Consider the following 17,795-nt stretch of genomic DNA (forward strand, 5'->3'; position numbering starts at 1 on the left):
GGCGGCAGCATCTTGGTGGAGAGCATCCACAGCAGCGTGCCTTTGGTGCGCTTGGTTTCGTAGAACGCCATCGAGTAGGCCGCCGGCACCGCAATCAGCAGGCAAAGGGCCGTGGCGCTGAAGGAAATCACCACCGAGTTCCAGGCGAAGCTGAAGTAGTCGCTGCGCTCGTTGATGTGCAGGTAGTTCTCCAGCGTCGGCGTGAAGATGAACTGCGGCGGTGTGGCGAACGCATCGATTTCGGTTTTGAAACTGGTCAACACCATCCAGAAGATCGGGAAGAAGATCAGGATCGCGATGGCCCAGGCCAGGGTGCCGAGCAGCAGGCTTTGCAGACGGCGGGATTGTTGAAGAGTCATGGCGCAGGCCTCAGGCTTTGTCTGTCAGGTTTTTGCCGATCATCCGCACCAGCACGATGGCCGCGACGTTGGCAATCACCACCGCGATCAAACCGCCGGCGGACGCCATGCCGACATCGAACTGCACCAGCGCCTGGTTGTAGATCAGGTAGGCGAGGTTGGTCGACGCATAGCCGGGGCCACCGTTGGTGGTGGTGAAGATTTCGGCGAACACCGAGAGCAGGAAAATCGTTTCGATCATCACCACCACCGCAATCGGCCGTGCCAGGTGCGGCAAGGTCAGGTGCCAGAAGATCGCGACCGGGCCGGCACCGTCGAGGCGCGCGGCTTCTTTCTGTTCCTGGTCGAGGGACTGCATGGCGGTCATCAGGATCAGGATCGCGAAGGGCAGCCATTGCCAGGACACAATGATGATGATCGACAGCAGCGGGTAGTGCGCCAGCCAGTCCACCGGCTGCGCGCCGAACAGTTTCCAGACGTAGGCGAGAATCCCCGACACCGGATGGAAAATCAGGTTCTTCCAGATCAGCGCACCGACGGTGGGCATGATGAAGAACGGCGAGATCAACATGACCCGCACAATGCCGCGACCGAGAAACTCACTGGCCTCCAGCAATGCGCTGATCAACACGCCGAACACCACGCTGATCAGCAGCACGCTGCCCACTAGCAGCAAAGTGTTGGTGGCGCCGGGCAGGAAGCCCGAGTCGGTCAGGAAATAGGTGAAGTTCTCCAGCCCCACGAACTCGTTCTCACCGGGGTTGAGCAGGTTGTAGCGGATCACCGAGAAGTAGAGGGTCATGCCCAGCGGCACGATCATCCAAAGCAGCAACATCGCTACCGAAGGACTGACCAGAAACCAGCCGGGATTGGACAACCGGCTTTTACGCACCGGTTGGGGGATGTCCATTTGAGCTTTGGCAGTTGAAATATTCATGGCGAAAGAACCGATTGGGAACAGGCAGGTGAAGATCCAGTGTGGGAGCGGGCTTGCTCGCGAAGAGGCCGGTACATCCGATGCATCTTCGGCGGTTGGAACACCGCTTTCGCGAGCAAGCCCGCTCCCACATTGGTTGCGGGGTTACTTGGGATAACCGGCGCGCTTCATCTCACGTTCGGTGGTTTGCTGGGCGGCGGCCAGGGCCTGGTCGACCGTGGTCTGGCCGATCAGCGCTGCCGAGAACGACTTGCCGACCTGGGTACCGATGCCCTGGAATTCAGGAATGGTCACCAGCTGGATGCCGATATAAGGCACAGGCTTGATGCTCGGCTTGCTCGGGTCGGCGGCTTTCAGCGACTCGAGGGTCACTTTGGCGAACGGCGCGGCTTTCATGTAAGCGTCGCTGTAGGTCGAGGCCCGGGTGCCTGGCGGCACGTTGGCGATGCCGTCTTTCTCGGCAACCAGTGCGCCGTATTCCTTGGAAGTGGCCCAGGCACTGAAGGTTTTCGCCGCGTCCTTGGCCTTGGAACTGGTCGGAATCGCCAGCGCCCATGAATACAACCAGGCCGAGCCCTTGTCGGTGGTTTCGTGCGGTGCGTAGGTGAAACCGACGTGCTCGCTGACCTTACTTTGAGTCTTGTCGGTCACGAACGAACCGGCGACGCTGGCATCGACCCAGATCGCGCACTTGCCGCTGTTGAACAGCGCCAGGTTTTCGTTGAAACCGTTGCTGGAGGCGCCCGGTGGGCCTGAATCCTTCATGGTCTTGACGTAGAAGTTCAGGGCGTTTTTCCACTCGGGGCCGTTGAATTCCGGTTGCCACTTTTCATCGAACCAGCGTGCGCCGAAGGAGTTGGCGACGGTGGTGATCAGCGCCATGTTCTCGCCCCAACCGGCCTTGCCACGCAAGCAGATGCCGTACTGTTCTTTATCCTTATTGGTGAGTTTGCTGGCGAACTCGCTGATCTGGGTCCAGGTCGGATGTTCCGGCATGGTCAGCCCGGCGTCCTTGAACAGGTCAGTGCGGTAATAGGTGATCGAGCTTTCGGCGTAGAACGGCAGGGCGTACAGGGAACCCTTGACCGACAGACCTTCACGCACCGACGGGAACACGTCGTCGAGGGCGTAGCTGGCCGGCAAGTCCTTCATCGGTTCCAGCCAGCCTTTGCCGCCCCAGAGTGCAGCTTCGTACATGCCGATGGTCAGCACATCGAACTGTCCGCCCTGTGTGGCAATGTCGGTGGTCAGGCGTTGGCGCAGGACGTTTTCTTCGAGCACCACCCAATTGAGCTTGATGTCCGGATGCTCGGTCTCGAAAGTTTTCGAGAGCTTTTGCATGCGAATCATGTCGCTGTTGTTGACGGTGGCGATGGTCAGGGTCTGAGCGCCGAGGCTGACGCTGCTGAGGGTCATGCAGGTGAGGGCAAGCAGAGCTTTTACAGAAGGTTGCATCGTGCACTCCTTTTCTGAACCCAGCAGGGACAGAAGGACGGTTATTGTTTTTGTGTCTTCCGACGGCAGGAAGAATGTGCACTGATTACAGCCTTCAATTGAGGATGTGACAAATCATCCGTAACACTTGAATCGATACTTTTTTGCACTGGGGTTTGGAAGGAGAGGCGTATGGGACGGTTGTCTGGCGATTGGCCGGTATGGAATCCGTATTGGTTTTAAAGAGTCAAAATCAAAAGATCGCAGCCTTCGGCAGCGCCTGCAGAGAAATACGATCCCTGTAGGCGCTGCCGAAGGCTGCGATCTTTTGATCTTGATTTGTCTTTAACCGAGGTTTTGTTCGGTCAACCGTTGCACTGCCAACCGCCGATAATGTGACGGCGTCATCCCTTTGAGTTGCTGAAAGCGCCGGTTGAAGTTGGAAATATTGTTGAAGCCCGACTCAAAACACACATCGGTCACGGGTTTGTCGCCATCGGCCAGCAGTTCGCAGGATTTGCTGATCCGCAGGCGATTAACGAATTCGATAAAGCAGCGCCCGGTAGCCTGCTTGAACACCCGGCTGAAATACGTCGGCTTCATGCCCAGGTGCTCGGCGACTTCTTCCAGGGGCAGTTCCCGGGCGTAATGGGCAAAGATGTAATCCACCGCCCGGTTGGTGCGGTCAACGTTGTGCTCATCCGCCAGTTGTCCCGTCGTTGCACCGGACAGCAACTGGAAATCATCGGACGCCGCCAGCAACTCCAGCAAAATGAAGAAATGCCCGAGCCGGGTCACACCTTTGGTGTCGGCGATGCGCTGCATCAGGGTCATGGCCTGGCGGATGGTGCGCTTGCAGCGGAACTCGATGCCGTACTTCGCGCGTTCCAATAGCGGTGTGAGGGTCTTGAGTTCGGCAAATACCAGATGGCCGCTGTCGAACAGCTCGTCGGTGAAGTTGACCAGCATGTCGCGCTTGGGTACCACTTCGTCCTCGGCCACCTGGCTGATCCAGTTGTGGGGCAGGTTGGGGCCGGTGAGGAACAGGGACTCCGGGTAGAAGTTGCCGATGTAGTCGCCAATGAATACCTTGCCGGAACTGGCCACGATCAGGTGCAGTTCGTATTCCTTGTGGAAATGCCAGCGCACCAGCGGGCACGGAAAACCATGCTGGCGATAGATGATGGACAACCCGTTGTGGTCGTCCATCAACTCGTAGGACGGATCGGTAATTCTGGCTGATCGGCTCATGGCACCGCACTGTTATTGTTTTTGCTTCTTGATGATGCCTCTTTCGCGGCCGAAAGCGCCAGCGTCTCGACTCAAGCCACCCTGGGAGCCGCCTTCATGCTATTGGCCACCCAGCAATAACCGACGATCTCGGATTCATCGAAAAAGTCGGTACTGATGATGCCGCAGCGGGTCACCCAATCCCGCGATGAATGAAACCACTCATTGATGTACTGCTTGATGTCCACGGGCCCGCCGAGGAACGAGTAGCTGGTGGCGGTCAGTGACCAGAAGTAGTCGTCGCGGCGCGGCGTGTCCAGGGTACTCACGATGTGCGAACGCAACTCGCTGACATTGGTCAGTCGGGTGCCGCTCCAGTGATGGGGGATGCGGATCCAGAACACCTCCATGTCCAGCTCCACGGAACCACTGGCAGCCATAACCACGCGTTTTTTACTGCTCGCTGCCTTGAGCTCGCCAACGGTTTTGTCTTCGTCCCCGGGGGAGATGGCTCGTGCGCCGAGAGATCGGGTCAGCAAATCGTTGAACTGGCCGAAATCGAAGTGCTGGTTACCGTCGCGCAACTGGTGAAAGTCGAGAATGATGAACTCATCCGGATTGCGATCCAGAAAGTCATTGACCGCGTCGATCAGTTCACCCAGCACTCGCAGGGATTGGTAACCGTTGTGATGGAAGTAGAACGTTCCTTGAGGCGAACCCGCGCGGTAACCCAGGCGAAGATCGAAGGCGCGGGCCCCGTTGGCCAGTTGCCAGGCAAACGAATCGTTCTGGCAGGTGGTCCAGTTGCCCAGGACCACCTCGTAGTTGCGGGCTTTCTTGTCCATGCCCGAGTTGTGGGTGCCGGGCCAAATGAGATCGGTGAGTTTCAAGCGGTCGATGTCGGGGACTTTGCTCATCCAGCGTTGTGTATCGACATTGGAAGTGGGGCTGTTGGACATATTGCAAGGCTCCTGCCTGTGGCTCGGCTCCCCATCCGTGGGAGCGAGGTTTGATTGAATCGTGAGCAAAGCCTAGAGCCCGATAAGGGATTTATCAATGCACGGAAACATCGACATAAACATAGCGTTAGGCCAGCTAGTTCAAGTAAAAAATCACCCGCGAGAATCAGAAACGGATGACTCGGCGTGGCGATTTTTCGCCTCAATCCACTGCGCCATGTACTGCGTACTCTTATGCGCATGATGGCGAAGCATGGCGCCGGTGAAGTTGTCTCGGCGCCGTTCGGCCAGGTTATAGCGACAGGCCTGCAAGCGCTGAATAAGGGCAGGGCCGTGCTCTGATTGGCGGTATTGGGCCGCGAGCAATTGGTCGCCATGTTGTTGCGCCTGGGTCCACAACGCCTTGTCCTGATACAGCGCGACCGCTGCGGCGGCGAGCGCTTCAGCCGACTCGCCAATAATGCCCGGCCATGGCAGCCCGTCACTCATGCCCTCCGCACCGATCGGCGTGGTTACCGTTGGCGTGCCACACAGCATGGCATCCACGATTTTGCCCTTGATCCCCGCGCCAAACCGCAGCGGCGCCAGGCAGATGCGCGCGGCTGACATCACCTGCAACGCATCTTCGGCCCAGTTCATGATGTGAAAACCCTGGGCCGGATTGTTCAGCGCCGTGGCTTTGGGCGGGGTGTAGGCGCCATAAAGGTGCAGTTGCGCGCCGGGCAGTTGTTGACGGATCAACGGCCACACCGAGGTTTTCATCCAGAGCACCGCGTCCCAGTTCGGCGCGTGGCGGAAGTTGCCGATGCTGAGAAAGTGCGCACGCTCCTCAAACGAAGTGTGGGCCGTCGTCGGCAGGTCGGGCATCAACGGGCACCAGTGCAGCAAGTCCCGAGGCAGTTTGAACTGCTCGACCAGCAACTCGATTTCCACCGGCGAAATCATCAGGCTCAAATCGCAGCGATACAACGCGGCAATCTCGCGCTTGGCCAGGTCAGTGCCGGCCATCAACTCGAATTCCTCGCGCAAGGCCGGGGCAAACAGTTCGCTGAAGTCGTTTTCGTCGGCGCTGGCCTTCAAGCGGTCCTTGAGCCGCTGGTGCCGGGCGTGCCGCAGGCTTTGCAAGTCGGATGTCTCCAGCACTCGCAACGCATCGGGGCAGTGCTTCTCCACGCGCCAGCCGAACTGTTCCTCCATCATGAACTGATCGAACAGCACGATATCCGGGGCCAATTCGCTGATAAAGGCGTCGAAGCTGCTGTTATTTAACTCGATCGGGCATTCACGAATGCCCAGCGCGGCGAGGTCGGCCTTGTGTTCGCCGACACCCGCCGGGCTGCTGAACGTAATGTCCCAGCCTTCCTGCAGAAACGTCTCGAGAATCTGCATCACATGCCCACTGGCCGCCGAAGACCGGGGTTCGGGCCAGACGTAACCAATGACCAGGACTTTGATGGGGGGCAGACTCATGGGGCATTCCTGAGGAGGGCGCAGGGCGGTGGAAAAAAGAGCGCAATTAAACCACAGCCCTGCGCACAGGTGCCCGGCAGGCAGGTTATCGATCAAACCGGATTAAAACTCAGTGCTACCTCCCAGCCGATATATCCTCCGCGGCTTCTGTCAGTGGCCTTCTGCAGGGTTGTGATGTTTTCCAGGAATATAAGATTGTCGCGTGAAGATTGGCTCAGCAGGGAGGTGGTCATGGCAAATGAATCTGCGTTGTCAAACGCCAACGTTTTACTGAGCAACTGAAAATTGTTGTCGCGGAGATGACCCGAGGCGAGGTTCATCAGTGGCGTCACATCCAGGCGTTGCAGGTTATCGATGCGGCCTGACAGGGACACATTGGCATAAGCGTGGTCAAGCGTATTGGGGGCGCCGTGGAACACTTCATGGATCAGGTCATCGGAGGCCACATCCAGACTGAATCCCTCCTTGCGAAATTGCCGATTGAAATTGTCCGCGTAAATCCGCATGAATTTTGTTTGAGGGCCATCAGCCTTGTTTGCTGTTCTCCACTTTTTGTACTCCTGTGGGTTAAGCGAAGCCAAGGCGCCTGTCTGCGTCTTGGTATCGATTAAGAAGTTGTCGGGGGTAATCTTCGCCAAGTCATTCCTGACATCTCGCAGGGCTTCCAGAAGTTTTTTTCGAGCCTCGGGGGAGTTGTCTCCCATGAGCAGCTTCAGTACTAAACCCGAATCATATTCCGATGCGCTGTTGGTCATTACTTTAATGGCGTCATCCACTTTTCCCCGGGCAACCGGCAATGCGTCCTTCAGTAACTTGCGTGTGTAGATCGCTGGCATGAGTTTGTGTAAACCGGGCAAGCGAATCACGTTCAGGAAGTCAAAGTTTTTCAACTTTGGTCCAATGGCCTGGCCCTGACGATTCAACGCGTACCAGTGGTTGTTCTGGCGTGTGGCCAAGACGATGAGCGAGTCCGACGACGACACCAATGGACGCCAGGTTCCCAGGCCGGTGTCCACACGATTGGCGGCCTTGACCAAATCATAGGATTGCGCGCCGCCGGTCAGCTTGCGCAGTTGGAATGTGGCGTTTTCCAGAACGTTGGCGCCCAGTTTCCTGAGTTTCAATACTTTCACGCCCTTGCGCACCAAGGTGGGTATGCCGTCCAGTGGGTTGAACACGCTGTTGAACAAACCGACACCCACTCTCGCCATGCTGGCTGCCTTTGCAGCGACGGACGCCGTTTTGGCGGCAATGCTTACAACCTTGGCGACCGCGCCGACGACCAACAGAAGTGTCATGGCCGCTTCAATAGTGCACGACGCCCAACCCTCTACCCGGCGATCGGGATCGTCCGAAAGGATGTCTTGGATGCATGACTTGAATGGAACAATGATGTTGAGCACTGTGTCGACAACGCCATCGTACTCGGCCCGCAACCTCTCCAGTTTGGTCTGTCCCCAGCACTCTTTAAATAGCTCGTCATAGGTCGCAATGGGACGGTGCTTTTGAATGAATGCTGTTAGTTCGTCGAACTCGCCATCGTAAAAGCTATGGTAATAACTGCGGGGTTGCCGGGTTGAGTGTGTAGCGGCTACTGGAAGAACGGCGAGCTTTTCAATGACACCAATGCTGGCGGATTTGATGCCGGGGTTTACACCGTGGGTGTAGCACTCAATATCAGTCGGCAAATGATAGTTTCGAGAGGGCGGGCCGTAGCGGTTTACACTTTCAGAGAAATCCGTGCGCGGGGCCTGATTCAACAAGCCGTTACGGCGGATCAGTTCGGCGAGCTCCGGGTTCTCGCGGCAGACGCCGTGCAGTGTAAACAGCTCGTAACAATACAACTTATCCTCGAAATCAGCACAGATCACTACGCCATAACGTCCGGTGGCGGCATCTTTGTCGGCTTGCCTTTCCTTGTAACCCAGTTCTGCAAGCTGGAGGGAGGTGTTAACCACTAACTGAAGTGGATTGAATGCGAATTTAATTTCTGGCGCGGGGATGATCGCTACGGATGGTCGGAGGGTGAATAACGTTACCTGTCCTTGTAACAGTCGCTTGCGGTCCAGCGGTGGCAAATGTGTAAAAGCCAGTTTGAAACTGCTGCTCGTGGCTTCTGAAAACTGGGTATGAACCTGATTGAACAAACGATTGAACTCGGGTTTCAAGCGGTAGGTTTCATTATTGATAAACGGATAAACGTCATAGACGCTGCCCTTGTTCACAAGATCCCATTCGCGAGCGCCGAGCTCATTGGACATCAGTAGCTCTACCAACGACATCGGTTCTGATGTCGCAAAGCCCGGGCGGGGGGCATGTATTATCTTTTTGCGGAGAATTTCATCTTCAACATAATCGCAATCAGGGGCCGTAACTTTCAGTAGCCTTAATGCGATATCCCGTCGTGTGGGGAATTTTTTCGACAATTTGGTTTGAATGTCGGCCAAGAGTCCAAGGTGCTTTTCATAAGCGGAAGTCGCGGTGCCGATTGCAGAGGTGTGGCTGTTCTGCACGTCGGCCAGTGTGATAATGCCGTTGAGCAGAGCCCAATCGAGCAGGGGATCGACGGCGAGCAAGTTGCTGAGCGTTGTCAGTGATTCATCGGTCCAGTCAATCGCTGCCAGTTCTTTGATTTGTGCATACGTCATCAGGCGCGAAGAGCCCGGCGCGTTGAATTCCACCATCGCTACGGACCGGCAAAACTCAACCCACGGCGGTGTGCCCAGCAGCAGAGTCGGGGGCAGTTCTTTGACCAGGAATTCAGGCGCGGCGTAGGCTAACAGTAAATGGGCCGCGAGAGGCGCGATCTGTTCGCTAACGCCTGCCTTGGCAACCAGATGACTTTCCAGCGCTGTCCGAACGGCAACGAAAGAGTGTTCAACATGCTCAGTGGCATAGAGATTAAACCCGGCGACATGATTGCGAGGTTCTTCTTCGCCAATGGACGGGTGCAAGTCCAAGAGCACCGCTGTAAGCATAACTTGCTGCCGATACTCATCGGATAACGGCTCATCGCTTGATGCGCCATACCACTCAAGTTCCTTGATATAGCCTTTGGCCCACGAGGCCGCGAGGAAGTGGGACGCGAGTGTCTGCAGGTATTCATCGGCGTCGGATCGGTTGAGGGTCGTGATGCGCCCCCCCAAGGCAACTTGCGACAGATGATCCAGTAACTTCCCTTGCCCCCGAGTGTAACGGTTGCTCAACGCTCTGATTTGGCGGCGCTGGGTGTCGTCAAGGCTGATCGGGCTGTCGGGGGCTGCCGAGAGCAACTCCCAATAGTTACCCAGTGGTGGACTTTTCGGCAGGCGCAATTCCAGCAACGTAATGAGACGTCGGGTTTCCTCGTCTGTTTTCGGGATGGCATGCTCGTGGAATCTGAGCCATTGCGCCAGGCTGACCTGGTCGTCGAGCGACACTGCGCCACCCAGCGCCGCCGCCACTTCTGTGAGGGTTTTCAGGTCATCGTCCAGTTCGGGGTCAGTTTTAGTGCGGCTGGTCAGGTCGTAGGTGAGGTTTGCGGCCAATGCGGTGATGCGGCCGTTATCTGCAACTTGAAACACTGCGTCTTCGGATAACCGGAGTCTGTTCAGTATTCGTTGAAATGCATCTTTCCTGATCATTCGCTTTAACAGCTCGATACCGGGCACCATCGAGCTTTCAAGGCTTGAATCGCGTTCCAGAGAAATAAGCGGCATTGTCCAGTTGGGGGCGAATCCTGTGCTGTCTTCAGCCAACATTTTTTTCAATCTGAGGCTGACCTCCAGTCGCTCACTGTCATCGCTGCTTGTTGGGTCGACAAAGTTGTCGAAGTTGCTGGAGGGTCGCGAAAGGTATCGATCGGCGATTATGCGGTTACTTGTGTTGTTCATCTTGAATCCATTCAAAGTTTAGGAAGTTGCAGGCAGGCGGGTGCTCTATTTAAAAAATAGAAGGTGCCTGTTTCGTCTGGCTATATATCGGCTACGCACTCGTTATTGAAAAGAATGCAGAGGCGATGAGTAGTGCCGAGACGCAACTTAGTTTGAATGAGTGCGGATGGCCAGATAGTTATTTGAACCAGTTATTTCAGCTGTGTTTATCTGGGGAAGGGTCGGCGTGTTAAATAAAAATGGCTCTTGTTTGCGCGCAAACAAGAGCCATTGAAAAAGTGTCGAGCAATAACTCAGCGGGCGGACAGTATCCCGGATACTTTCTCGCGCAACTGATCGATCGAGAACGGTTTGCCAATCACCTGCATGCCCGCCGGCACGTCGATGCTTTCGGCGTAGCCGCTGGCAAACAGGATCGGCAATTCCGGACGCAGCATCCGCGCCTGGGTCGCCAGTTCACGGCCATCCATCACCGGCAGGCCGACGTCGGTCATCATCAGGTCGATGTACTGGTCTTCGTCATTGAGAAACTCCAGGGCTTGCTCGCTGCCATCTGCTTCGAGAACCTTGAATTCAAGCTCCTCCAGCACATCGACGATCAGCATGCGCACGATGGCATCGTCTTCGACGACAAGAATGATGGACGCGTTGGAGTACATAGTAGGGGCTCTCAATGGTGGATTTACGGGTCGGCGGTCGATCGAAATCGCCGGTCTCTTGCTTGAGTAAATGCAAGACCCCGACAAGTTCCCGACCCGATACAAAAAACAATCGTTGTACAACAATAGGCAAGGATAACGCGCGGCATTGATCAAGAGCAGTTAATTGCTGGATTTTGCTAACAAAGCAGTCAGAAAATTAGATCAATGGAGCGGTTTTGGGGCAAACTCCTTGGTTTTCAACAGTTCGACAAGGCCTTCCCCATGACCTCTGCGTCTTCGGTTGACGAGCAACGCTTCCGTAAACTCCTGAGCCGCAACGTCAGTTTGCCGCTTGGCGTAGGTGCAATCAGCGCCGTTTTCTTTGTAGCGCTGATCACGTACCTGTTGTCGGTCATCCAGTGGGTGGAGCACACCGACCGGGTGATCAATAACGCCAATGAAGCGGTGAAGCTGACGGTGGATTTGGAAACCGGGATGCGCGGCTTCCTGCTCAGCGGCGACGAGCACTTCCTCGACCCGTACGAAACGGCCAGGCCGAGAATCGCGGTCGCCCTCAATACCTTGCTCGAACTGACCGCTGACAACCCGGTCCAGACCGACCGCTTGCGCCGGCTCCAGGCTCTGCAAGCCGAGTGGGCCACCTACGCGCAATCGATGATCGATTTGCAGCGCAGCAGCGGTGATTACCGTGGCGCAGTCAAGGCCGGGCGTGGCAAGCGCCTGACCGATGAAATCCGCGCCCAGTTCCAGGATGTGATCGACATGGAGCAGCAGTTGCGCACCACGCGCAACGAAGAAGTGCGCCGCACCACGATCTGGAGCATCACCCTGTATCTGCTGTTCGTGGCCGGTATCAGTGCGTTGCTGGCCTACATTGGCCGTCGCGACTTGCTCAATCTTTCGCAGAACTACAGCGCCAACATGGCGGCCCAACAGGCCAGCGCCGCGCGCCTGGAGAAACAAGGCTGGCTGCGCAGTGGCCAGACCGAACTCGCCGAGCAGGTGCTGGGACAACTGACCCTCAACTTGCTGGGGCGCAACATCCTGCAATTTTGCGCGCAATACCTGGGCACCGCCGTGGCCGCCATTTATGTGCGTGAAGAACATGGCGGCCTCAAGCGCGTGGCGTCCTACGGTTTGTCCCGGGAGCAGGAAGCACAGGAACAATCGATCTACGACGGCGAAGGGATTATCGGCCAGGCAGTGAAGCAGGGCCGGTTGATTCGCCTGGATGACGTGCCCGCCGATTACTTCAAGGTCAGCTCCGGCCTGGGCGAAGGCTTGCCGCACAGTGTGCTGGTGGTGCCGACAAGCGACGATGATCGGGTCAATGGCGTGATCGAACTCGGCTTCCTGCGCACCCTGGACGAGCGTGACATCGAATTGCTCGAGCTGATTGCCGGCAACATCGGCACCTCGATCGAGGCCGCGCGCTACCGCCAACGCTTGCAGGAAGTGTTGGCCGAAACCCAACAGCTCAACGAAGAGCTCCAGGTCCAGCAGGAAGAACTCAAGACCGCCAACGAAGAGCTGGAAGAACAGTCGCGGATTCTCAAGGAATCCCAGGCGCACCTGGAAACCCAGCAAGTGGAGCTGGAGCAGACCAACGAGCAACTGGCCGAACAGGCGCAGATCCTCGCCGATCAGCGCGATGCCATGGACCAGAAGAACACCGAGCTCAATCAGGTGCAGATCCAACTGGAAGACCGCGCCGAAGAATTGCAGCGCTCCAGCAAGTACAAGTCCGAATTCCTCGCCAACATGTCCCACGAACTGCGCACGCCGCTGAACAGTTCGTTGATCCTGGCCAAGTTGTTGGCGGAAAACCCCCAGGACAACCTCACCGCCGAACAGGTCAAGTTCGCCGAGTCGATCTATTCGGCCGGTAATGACTTGCTCAACCTGATCAACGACATTCTCGACATTTCCAAAGTCGAGGCCGGCAAACTGGAAATGCGCCCGGAAAACACCAGCGTCGTTCGTCTGGTGGACGGTTTGCGCGGGATGTTCCAGCCAATGGCCACGGACAAGAAACTGGACTTCCAGATTGAATTGCAGCCTGGCGCGCCGATGATGATCTACACCGACCGCCAGCGTCTGGAGCAGGTGATCAAGAACCTGCTGTCCAACGCGGTGAAGTTCACCGAAAAAGGTTCCGTCAGCCTGACCGTGGCCAGTCAGCCGGGCGAGGGCATTGCCTTCATCGTGCGCGATTCCGGGATCGGCATCGCCCCGGATCAGCAGGAAAGCATCTTCGAAGCCTTCCGCCAGGCCGACGGCACCACCAATCGCCGTTATGGCGGCACGGGGTTGGGCCTGTCGATTTCCCGGGACCTGGCGAATTTGCTCGGCGGCTCGATCAGCGTCACCAGTGAGCCGGGGCAGGGCAGTGTGTTTACCCTGGTGTTGCCGCAGCAGTACGTCGAACCCGGCGATGAGCCGGTTGAACCGATGCGCGCGACGCCGGTGGCCTACGTGCCAGCCGTCCCGGTGGCCGCTCCGGTGCCGTTGATTGCTGAAGTCGACATCCCGCGTTTCAACGATGACCGCGCCAAGGCGCCGTTCGCCACGCGCTGCATCCTGGTGGTGGAAGATGAGGTGAATTTCGCGCACATCCTCTACGACCTCGCCCATGAACTGGGTTACCAGTGCCTGGTGGCCCACGGCGCCGACGAAGGTTATGACCTGGCCAGGGAGTTCATTCCCGACGCCATTCTGCTGGACATGCGCCTGCCGGATCACTCCGGGCTGACGGTGTTGCAGCGCCTGAAAGAACATGCCGAAACCCGCCACATCCCGGTGCATGTGATTTCGGTCGAAGACCGGGTCGAAGCCGCGATGCACATGGGCGCCATCGGTTATGCGGTCAAGCCGACCACCCGCGAAGAGCTCAAGGACGTGTTCGCCCGCCTGGAGGCCAAGCTGACCCAGAAGGTCAAGAAGGTCCTGCTGGTCGAAGACGATGACTTGCAGCGCGACAGCATTGCCCGCCTGATCGGCGACGAAGACATTGAGATCACCGCCGTCGGTTTCGCCCAGGAAGCCCTGGACCGACTGCGCGAGACGATTTTCGATTGCATGATCATCGATCTGAAGTTGCCGGACATGCTCGGTAACGATCTGCTCAAGCGCATGTCCACCGAAGACATCTGCTCGTTCCCGCCGGTGATTGTCTACACCGGGCGCAATCTTACTCGGGACGAAGAGGCCGAGCTGCGCAAGTATTCGCGCTCGATCATTATCAAGGGCGCCCGCTCGCCAGAGCGGTTGCTGGATGAGGTGACACTCTTTCTGCACAAAGTCGAATCCCAGTTGTCCCATGAGCGGCAGAAGATGCTCAAGACCGCACGCAGTCGCGACAAGGTCTTCGAAGGCCGCAAGGTGCTGCTGGTGGACGACGATGTGCGCAACATCTTCGCCTTGACCAGTGCGCTGGAGCAGAAGGGGGCAGTCGTGGTGATCGGCCGTAATGGTCGTGAAGCGATTGAAAAATTGAATGAAGTCGAGGACATCGACCTGGTGCTGATGGACGTGATGATGCCGGAGATGGACGGTTTCGAGGCCACGACCTTGATCCGTCAGGATCCGCGCTGGCGCAAGCTGCCGATCATCGCGGTGACGGCCAAGGCCATGAAGGACGATCAGGAGCGCTGCCTGGCGGCGGGTTCCAACGATTACCTGGCCAAGCCGATCGACCTGGATCGCCTGTTCTCGCTGATTCGTGTGTGGTTGCCGAAGATGGAACGCATCTAGTGGAAAGGTCTTAGTGGAAAAGAATACCGAAATCGAATTGCGGCTGCTGATCGAGGCGATCTACCTCAAATACAGCTATGACTTTCGTGACTACTCCGGCGCGTCCATCAAGCGCCGGGTCGCACATGCGTTGGCTCAATTCGAGTGCGCGACCATCTCGGCGTTGCAGGAGAAGGTCCTGCACGATTCGACCGCGTTCATGCAGTTGCTGCAATTGCTGACGATCCCGGTCAGCGAGATGTTCCGTGACCCTTCGCACTTCCTGGCGATCCGGCAGGAAGTGGTGCCGCTGCTCAAGACCTATCCGTCGATCAAGATCTGGATCGCCGGGTGCAGCACCGGCGAAGAGGTCTATTCGATGGCGATCCTTTTGCGTGAAGAAGGGTTGCTCGATCGTACGATCATCTACGCCACCGACATCAATCCGCGCTCGCTGGAGAAAGCCAAGCAAGGGATTTTCTCCATGGAGAATGTCCGCGCCTACACTTCTAACTACCAGCAGGCCGGTGGCCAGCGTTCATTTGCCGACTACTACACGGCGGCGTACGGTTACGCGATTTTCGACAAGACCCTGTGCGAGAACGTGACCTTCGCCGATCACAGCTTGGCGACCGACAGTGTCTTTTCAGAGACTCAATTAATTTCATGTCGCAATGTGATGATTTACTTCAATAAAAAGCTTCAGGATCGTGCGTTCGGCTTGTTCCATGAGTCGCTCTGCCATCGTGGTTTCCTGGTGTTGGGCAGCAAGGAAACCCCGGATTTTTCGGCATTCGGCAAACAGTTCGAGCCTTTGGTCAAACAAGAACGGATCTACCGTAAATCATGAACAACGAAGCCGGTTTGCCGACCGTAGAGGCTATCGTGATCGGTGCTTCGGCCGGTGGAGTCGAGGCGCTGCTGAACATTCTCAGCCCGTTGCGCGAAGGCTTTGTGCTGCCGATCATCGTGGTGTTGCATTTGCCGGACGAACGCCGCAGCCAACTGGCCGAAGTATTTGCGCGGCGGGTTTCGCTGCCGGTGCTGGAGGCCGTCGACAAGACGCTGGTCGAGGCCGGAACCCTGTATTTCGCGGCGCCGGGTTATCACCTTTCGGTGGAGCAGGACCGCAGTTTCTCGTTGAGCCTGGAAGACCGCGTGCACTATTCGCGGCCAGCTATCGATTTCCTCTTCGAATCCGCCGCCGACGCCTACGGGCCGGCGCTGGCCGCCGTGCTGCTGACCGGCGCCAACCGTGATGGCGCCAACGGGTTGGCCCAGGTCAAGCACCGTGGTGGCCTGACCGTGGTGCAGGATCCGGACGAAGCCCAGGTCTCGACCATGCCCCAGGCGGCGCTGGACTTGCATCAACCTGACCACATTCTCCCTATACGCGGCATCGGCCGTCTGCTTGTCGAGCTGGAACGAATAGCATGCTGAGTAACATCCAAGCCAAACTGCTGATCGTCGACGATCTGCCGGAAAACCTGCTGGCACTTGAAGCACTGATCAAGCGTGAAGACCGCATGGTCTATAAGGCGCTGTCGGCCGACGAGGCCCTGTCGCTGTTGCTGCAACACGAATTCGCCATGGCCATTCTCGACGTGCAGATGCCAGGCATGAACGGCTTCGAACTGGCCGAACTGATGCGCGGCACGGAAAAGACCAAGAACATCCCGATCGTGTTTGTCAGTGCTGCCGGCCGCGAGCTGAACTACGCGTTCAAAGGCTACGAAAGTGGCGCCGTGGACTTTTTGCACAAACCGCTGGATATCCACGCGGTCAAGAGCAAGGTCAACGTATTCGTCGACCTGTATCGCCAGAGCAAGGCCATGAAGCAACAGGTCGAAGCCCTGGAGCAGAGCCGCCGGGAACAGGAAGCGCTGCTCAAAAAACTGCAGAACACCCAGAACGAACTGGAACAGGCTGTGCGTATGCGCGATGACTTCATGTCGATCGTCGCCCACGAAGTGCGCACGCCGCTCAATGGGCTGATTCTCGAAACCCAGCTGCGCAAGATGCACCTGGCTCGGGACAACGCCGCGGCGTTCACCCTGGACAAGATGCACGCCATGGTCGAGCGCGATGAACGCCAGATCAAAAGCCTGATCCGCCTGATCGAAGACATGCTTGATGTGTCACGGATTCGCACCGGCAAACTGTCGATCCGCCCGAGCCGCTTCGACCTGGTGAAACTGGTGGCCAACCTGCTGCAGAACTTCGCGCCGCAGTTCGATGCCGCCGAGTCCACGGTGACATTCAGCGCCGACGCGCCGGTAGAAGGGCCGTGGGACGAGTTCCGCATCGAGCAAGTAATCTCCAACCTGCTGACCAACGCGTTGCGTTATGGCGGCAAAGGCCCGATCGATGTGCGGGTGTACAGTCACGAAGGCCAGGCGCGGGTCGAGGTCCAGGACCGTGGCATTGGCATCAGTGAAGAAAACCAGAAACGTATTTTTCAACAGTTCGAACGGGTTTCAGCCAAGACCGTGGTCGCGGGACTTGGGCTGGGTCTGTTTATTTCCGAGCAAATCGTTGCCGCCCATGGCGGATCCATCGTCGTCGAGAGCAGAATCAACGAAGGCGCCTTATTTCGCGTTTGTCTGCCGTTGTAGGAAAGCAGCCAGACAAACGCAACCTCTGAGCGACCCCACGGTCGTATCAGCAGCTATTGACCGAACAAAGGCTTCCCATGAGTGAAGATGCGCAAGATGTAGTACTCATTGTCGAGGACGATCCCTCGATTTTGATGGTGTTGTCTGCCTATCTGTCGGGCGAGGGTTATCGCGTATTGCAGGCCGAAAACGGCGAGCAGGCCTTCGAGATCCTGGCGAGCAAACCCCACCTGGACATGATGATCACGGACTTTCGCCTGCCCGGCGGGATTTCCGGCGTGCAGATTGCCGAGCCGGCAGTGAAGCTCCGGCCGGAACTCAAAGTGATTTTCATCAGCGGTTATCCGCAGGAAATCCGCGAGACAGACAGCCCGATCACGCGCAAGGCGCCGATCCTGGGCAAGCCGTTTGATCTGGATGTGTTGCAGGAATTGATGCAGCAAATGTTGTCCTAAACGCTCTTGCCGTCGTAGGAGCTGTCGAAGGCTGCGATCTTTTGATCTTGAAAGCAAAGTCAAAAGATCG

General features: G+C 57.2%; 12 protein-coding genes and 1 pseudogene. 5 read left to right on the plus strand and 8 right to left on the minus strand.

What is annotated here, in order from left to right; genetic code table 11:
• The 8 genes and pseudogenes from ACIQY3_RS16920 to ACIQY3_RS16955 all read right to left on the minus strand — a co-directional run.
• Positions 1-359 (minus strand): annotated as a pseudogene (locus ACIQY3_RS16920) (carbohydrate ABC transporter permease); the annotation flags it as partial.
• Between the two features lie 10 nt (positions 360-369).
• Positions 370-1,269, minus strand: coding sequence for a carbohydrate ABC transporter permease (locus tag ACIQY3_RS16925; protein ID WP_236708625.1), 900 nt, complete (start codon positions 1,267-1,269; stop codon positions 370-372).
• Positions 1,270-1,440: 171 nt separating this feature from the next.
• Positions 1,441-2,751: a sugar ABC transporter substrate-binding protein gene (locus tag ACIQY3_RS16930; protein WP_054046217.1), complete on the minus strand. Its 1,311-nt coding sequence runs from the start codon at positions 2,749-2,751 to the stop codon at positions 1,441-1,443.
• A 324-nt stretch (positions 2,752-3,075) separates the two neighbouring features.
• Positions 3,076-3,981 (minus strand): AraC family transcriptional regulator, encoded by a 906-nt coding sequence (locus ACIQY3_RS16935; RefSeq protein WP_163910046.1) that lies wholly within the window; start codon positions 3,979-3,981, stop codon positions 3,076-3,078.
• 71 nt (positions 3,982-4,052) lie between these two features.
• On the minus strand, positions 4,053-4,919 hold the full coding sequence (locus tag ACIQY3_RS16940) for a phospholipase (protein WP_403021380.1): 867 nt from the start codon (positions 4,917-4,919) through the stop codon (positions 4,053-4,055).
• 153 nt (positions 4,920-5,072) lie between these two features.
• Entirely contained in the window at positions 5,073-6,389 is a 1,317-nt protein-coding gene (locus tag ACIQY3_RS16945) for a glycosyltransferase (protein ID WP_403021383.1), read from the minus strand.
• Between the two features lie 92 nt (positions 6,390-6,481).
• On the minus strand, positions 6,482-10,261 hold the full coding sequence (locus ACIQY3_RS16950; RefSeq protein ID WP_403021385.1) for a hypothetical protein: 3,780 nt from the start codon (positions 10,259-10,261) through the stop codon (positions 6,482-6,484).
• A 293-nt stretch (positions 10,262-10,554) separates the two neighbouring features.
• Positions 10,555-10,920: a response regulator gene (locus tag ACIQY3_RS16955; protein ID WP_403021388.1), complete on the minus strand. Its 366-nt coding sequence runs from the start codon at positions 10,918-10,920 to the stop codon at positions 10,555-10,557.
• 264 nt (positions 10,921-11,184) lie between these two features.
• Here ACIQY3_RS16955 and ACIQY3_RS16960 point away from each other — a divergent pair, with 264 nt between their 5' ends.
• The 5 genes from ACIQY3_RS16960 (at position 11,185) to ACIQY3_RS16980 (ending at position 17,725) form a co-directional block, all read left to right on the plus strand.
• Positions 11,185-14,676 carry a response regulator gene (locus tag ACIQY3_RS16960; protein WP_403021391.1) on the plus strand — a complete coding sequence of 1,164 codons (3,492 nt, stop codon included), beginning with the start codon at positions 11,185-11,187 and terminating at the stop codon, positions 14,674-14,676.
• Positions 14,677-14,689: 13 nt separating this feature from the next.
• On the plus strand, positions 14,690-15,505 hold the full coding sequence (locus tag ACIQY3_RS16965; protein ID WP_403021393.1) for a CheR family methyltransferase: 816 nt from the start codon (positions 14,690-14,692) through the stop codon (positions 15,503-15,505).
• Entirely contained in the window at positions 15,502-16,095 is a 594-nt protein-coding gene (locus ACIQY3_RS16970; protein WP_403021395.1) for a chemotaxis protein CheB, read from the plus strand. Before ACIQY3_RS16965 ends, ACIQY3_RS16970 begins: the two co-directional genes overlap by 4 nt.
• Positions 16,089-17,270 carry an ATP-binding protein gene (locus tag ACIQY3_RS16975; RefSeq protein WP_403021397.1) on the plus strand — a complete coding sequence of 394 codons (1,182 nt, stop codon included), beginning with the start codon at positions 16,089-16,091 and terminating at the stop codon, positions 17,268-17,270. Before ACIQY3_RS16970 ends, ACIQY3_RS16975 begins: the two co-directional genes overlap by 7 nt.
• A 77-nt stretch (positions 17,271-17,347) precedes the next feature.
• Positions 17,348-17,725 carry a response regulator gene (locus ACIQY3_RS16980; protein ID WP_054046198.1) on the plus strand — a complete coding sequence of 126 codons (378 nt, stop codon included), beginning with the start codon at positions 17,348-17,350 and terminating at the stop codon, positions 17,723-17,725.
• The last annotated feature ends 70 nt before the right edge of the window (positions 17,726-17,795 follow it).

The sequence above is a fragment of the Pseudomonas sp. NPDC096950 genome (assembly GCF_044762525.1).
Taxonomy (GTDB): Bacteria; Pseudomonadota; Gammaproteobacteria; order Pseudomonadales; family Pseudomonadaceae; genus Aquipseudomonas.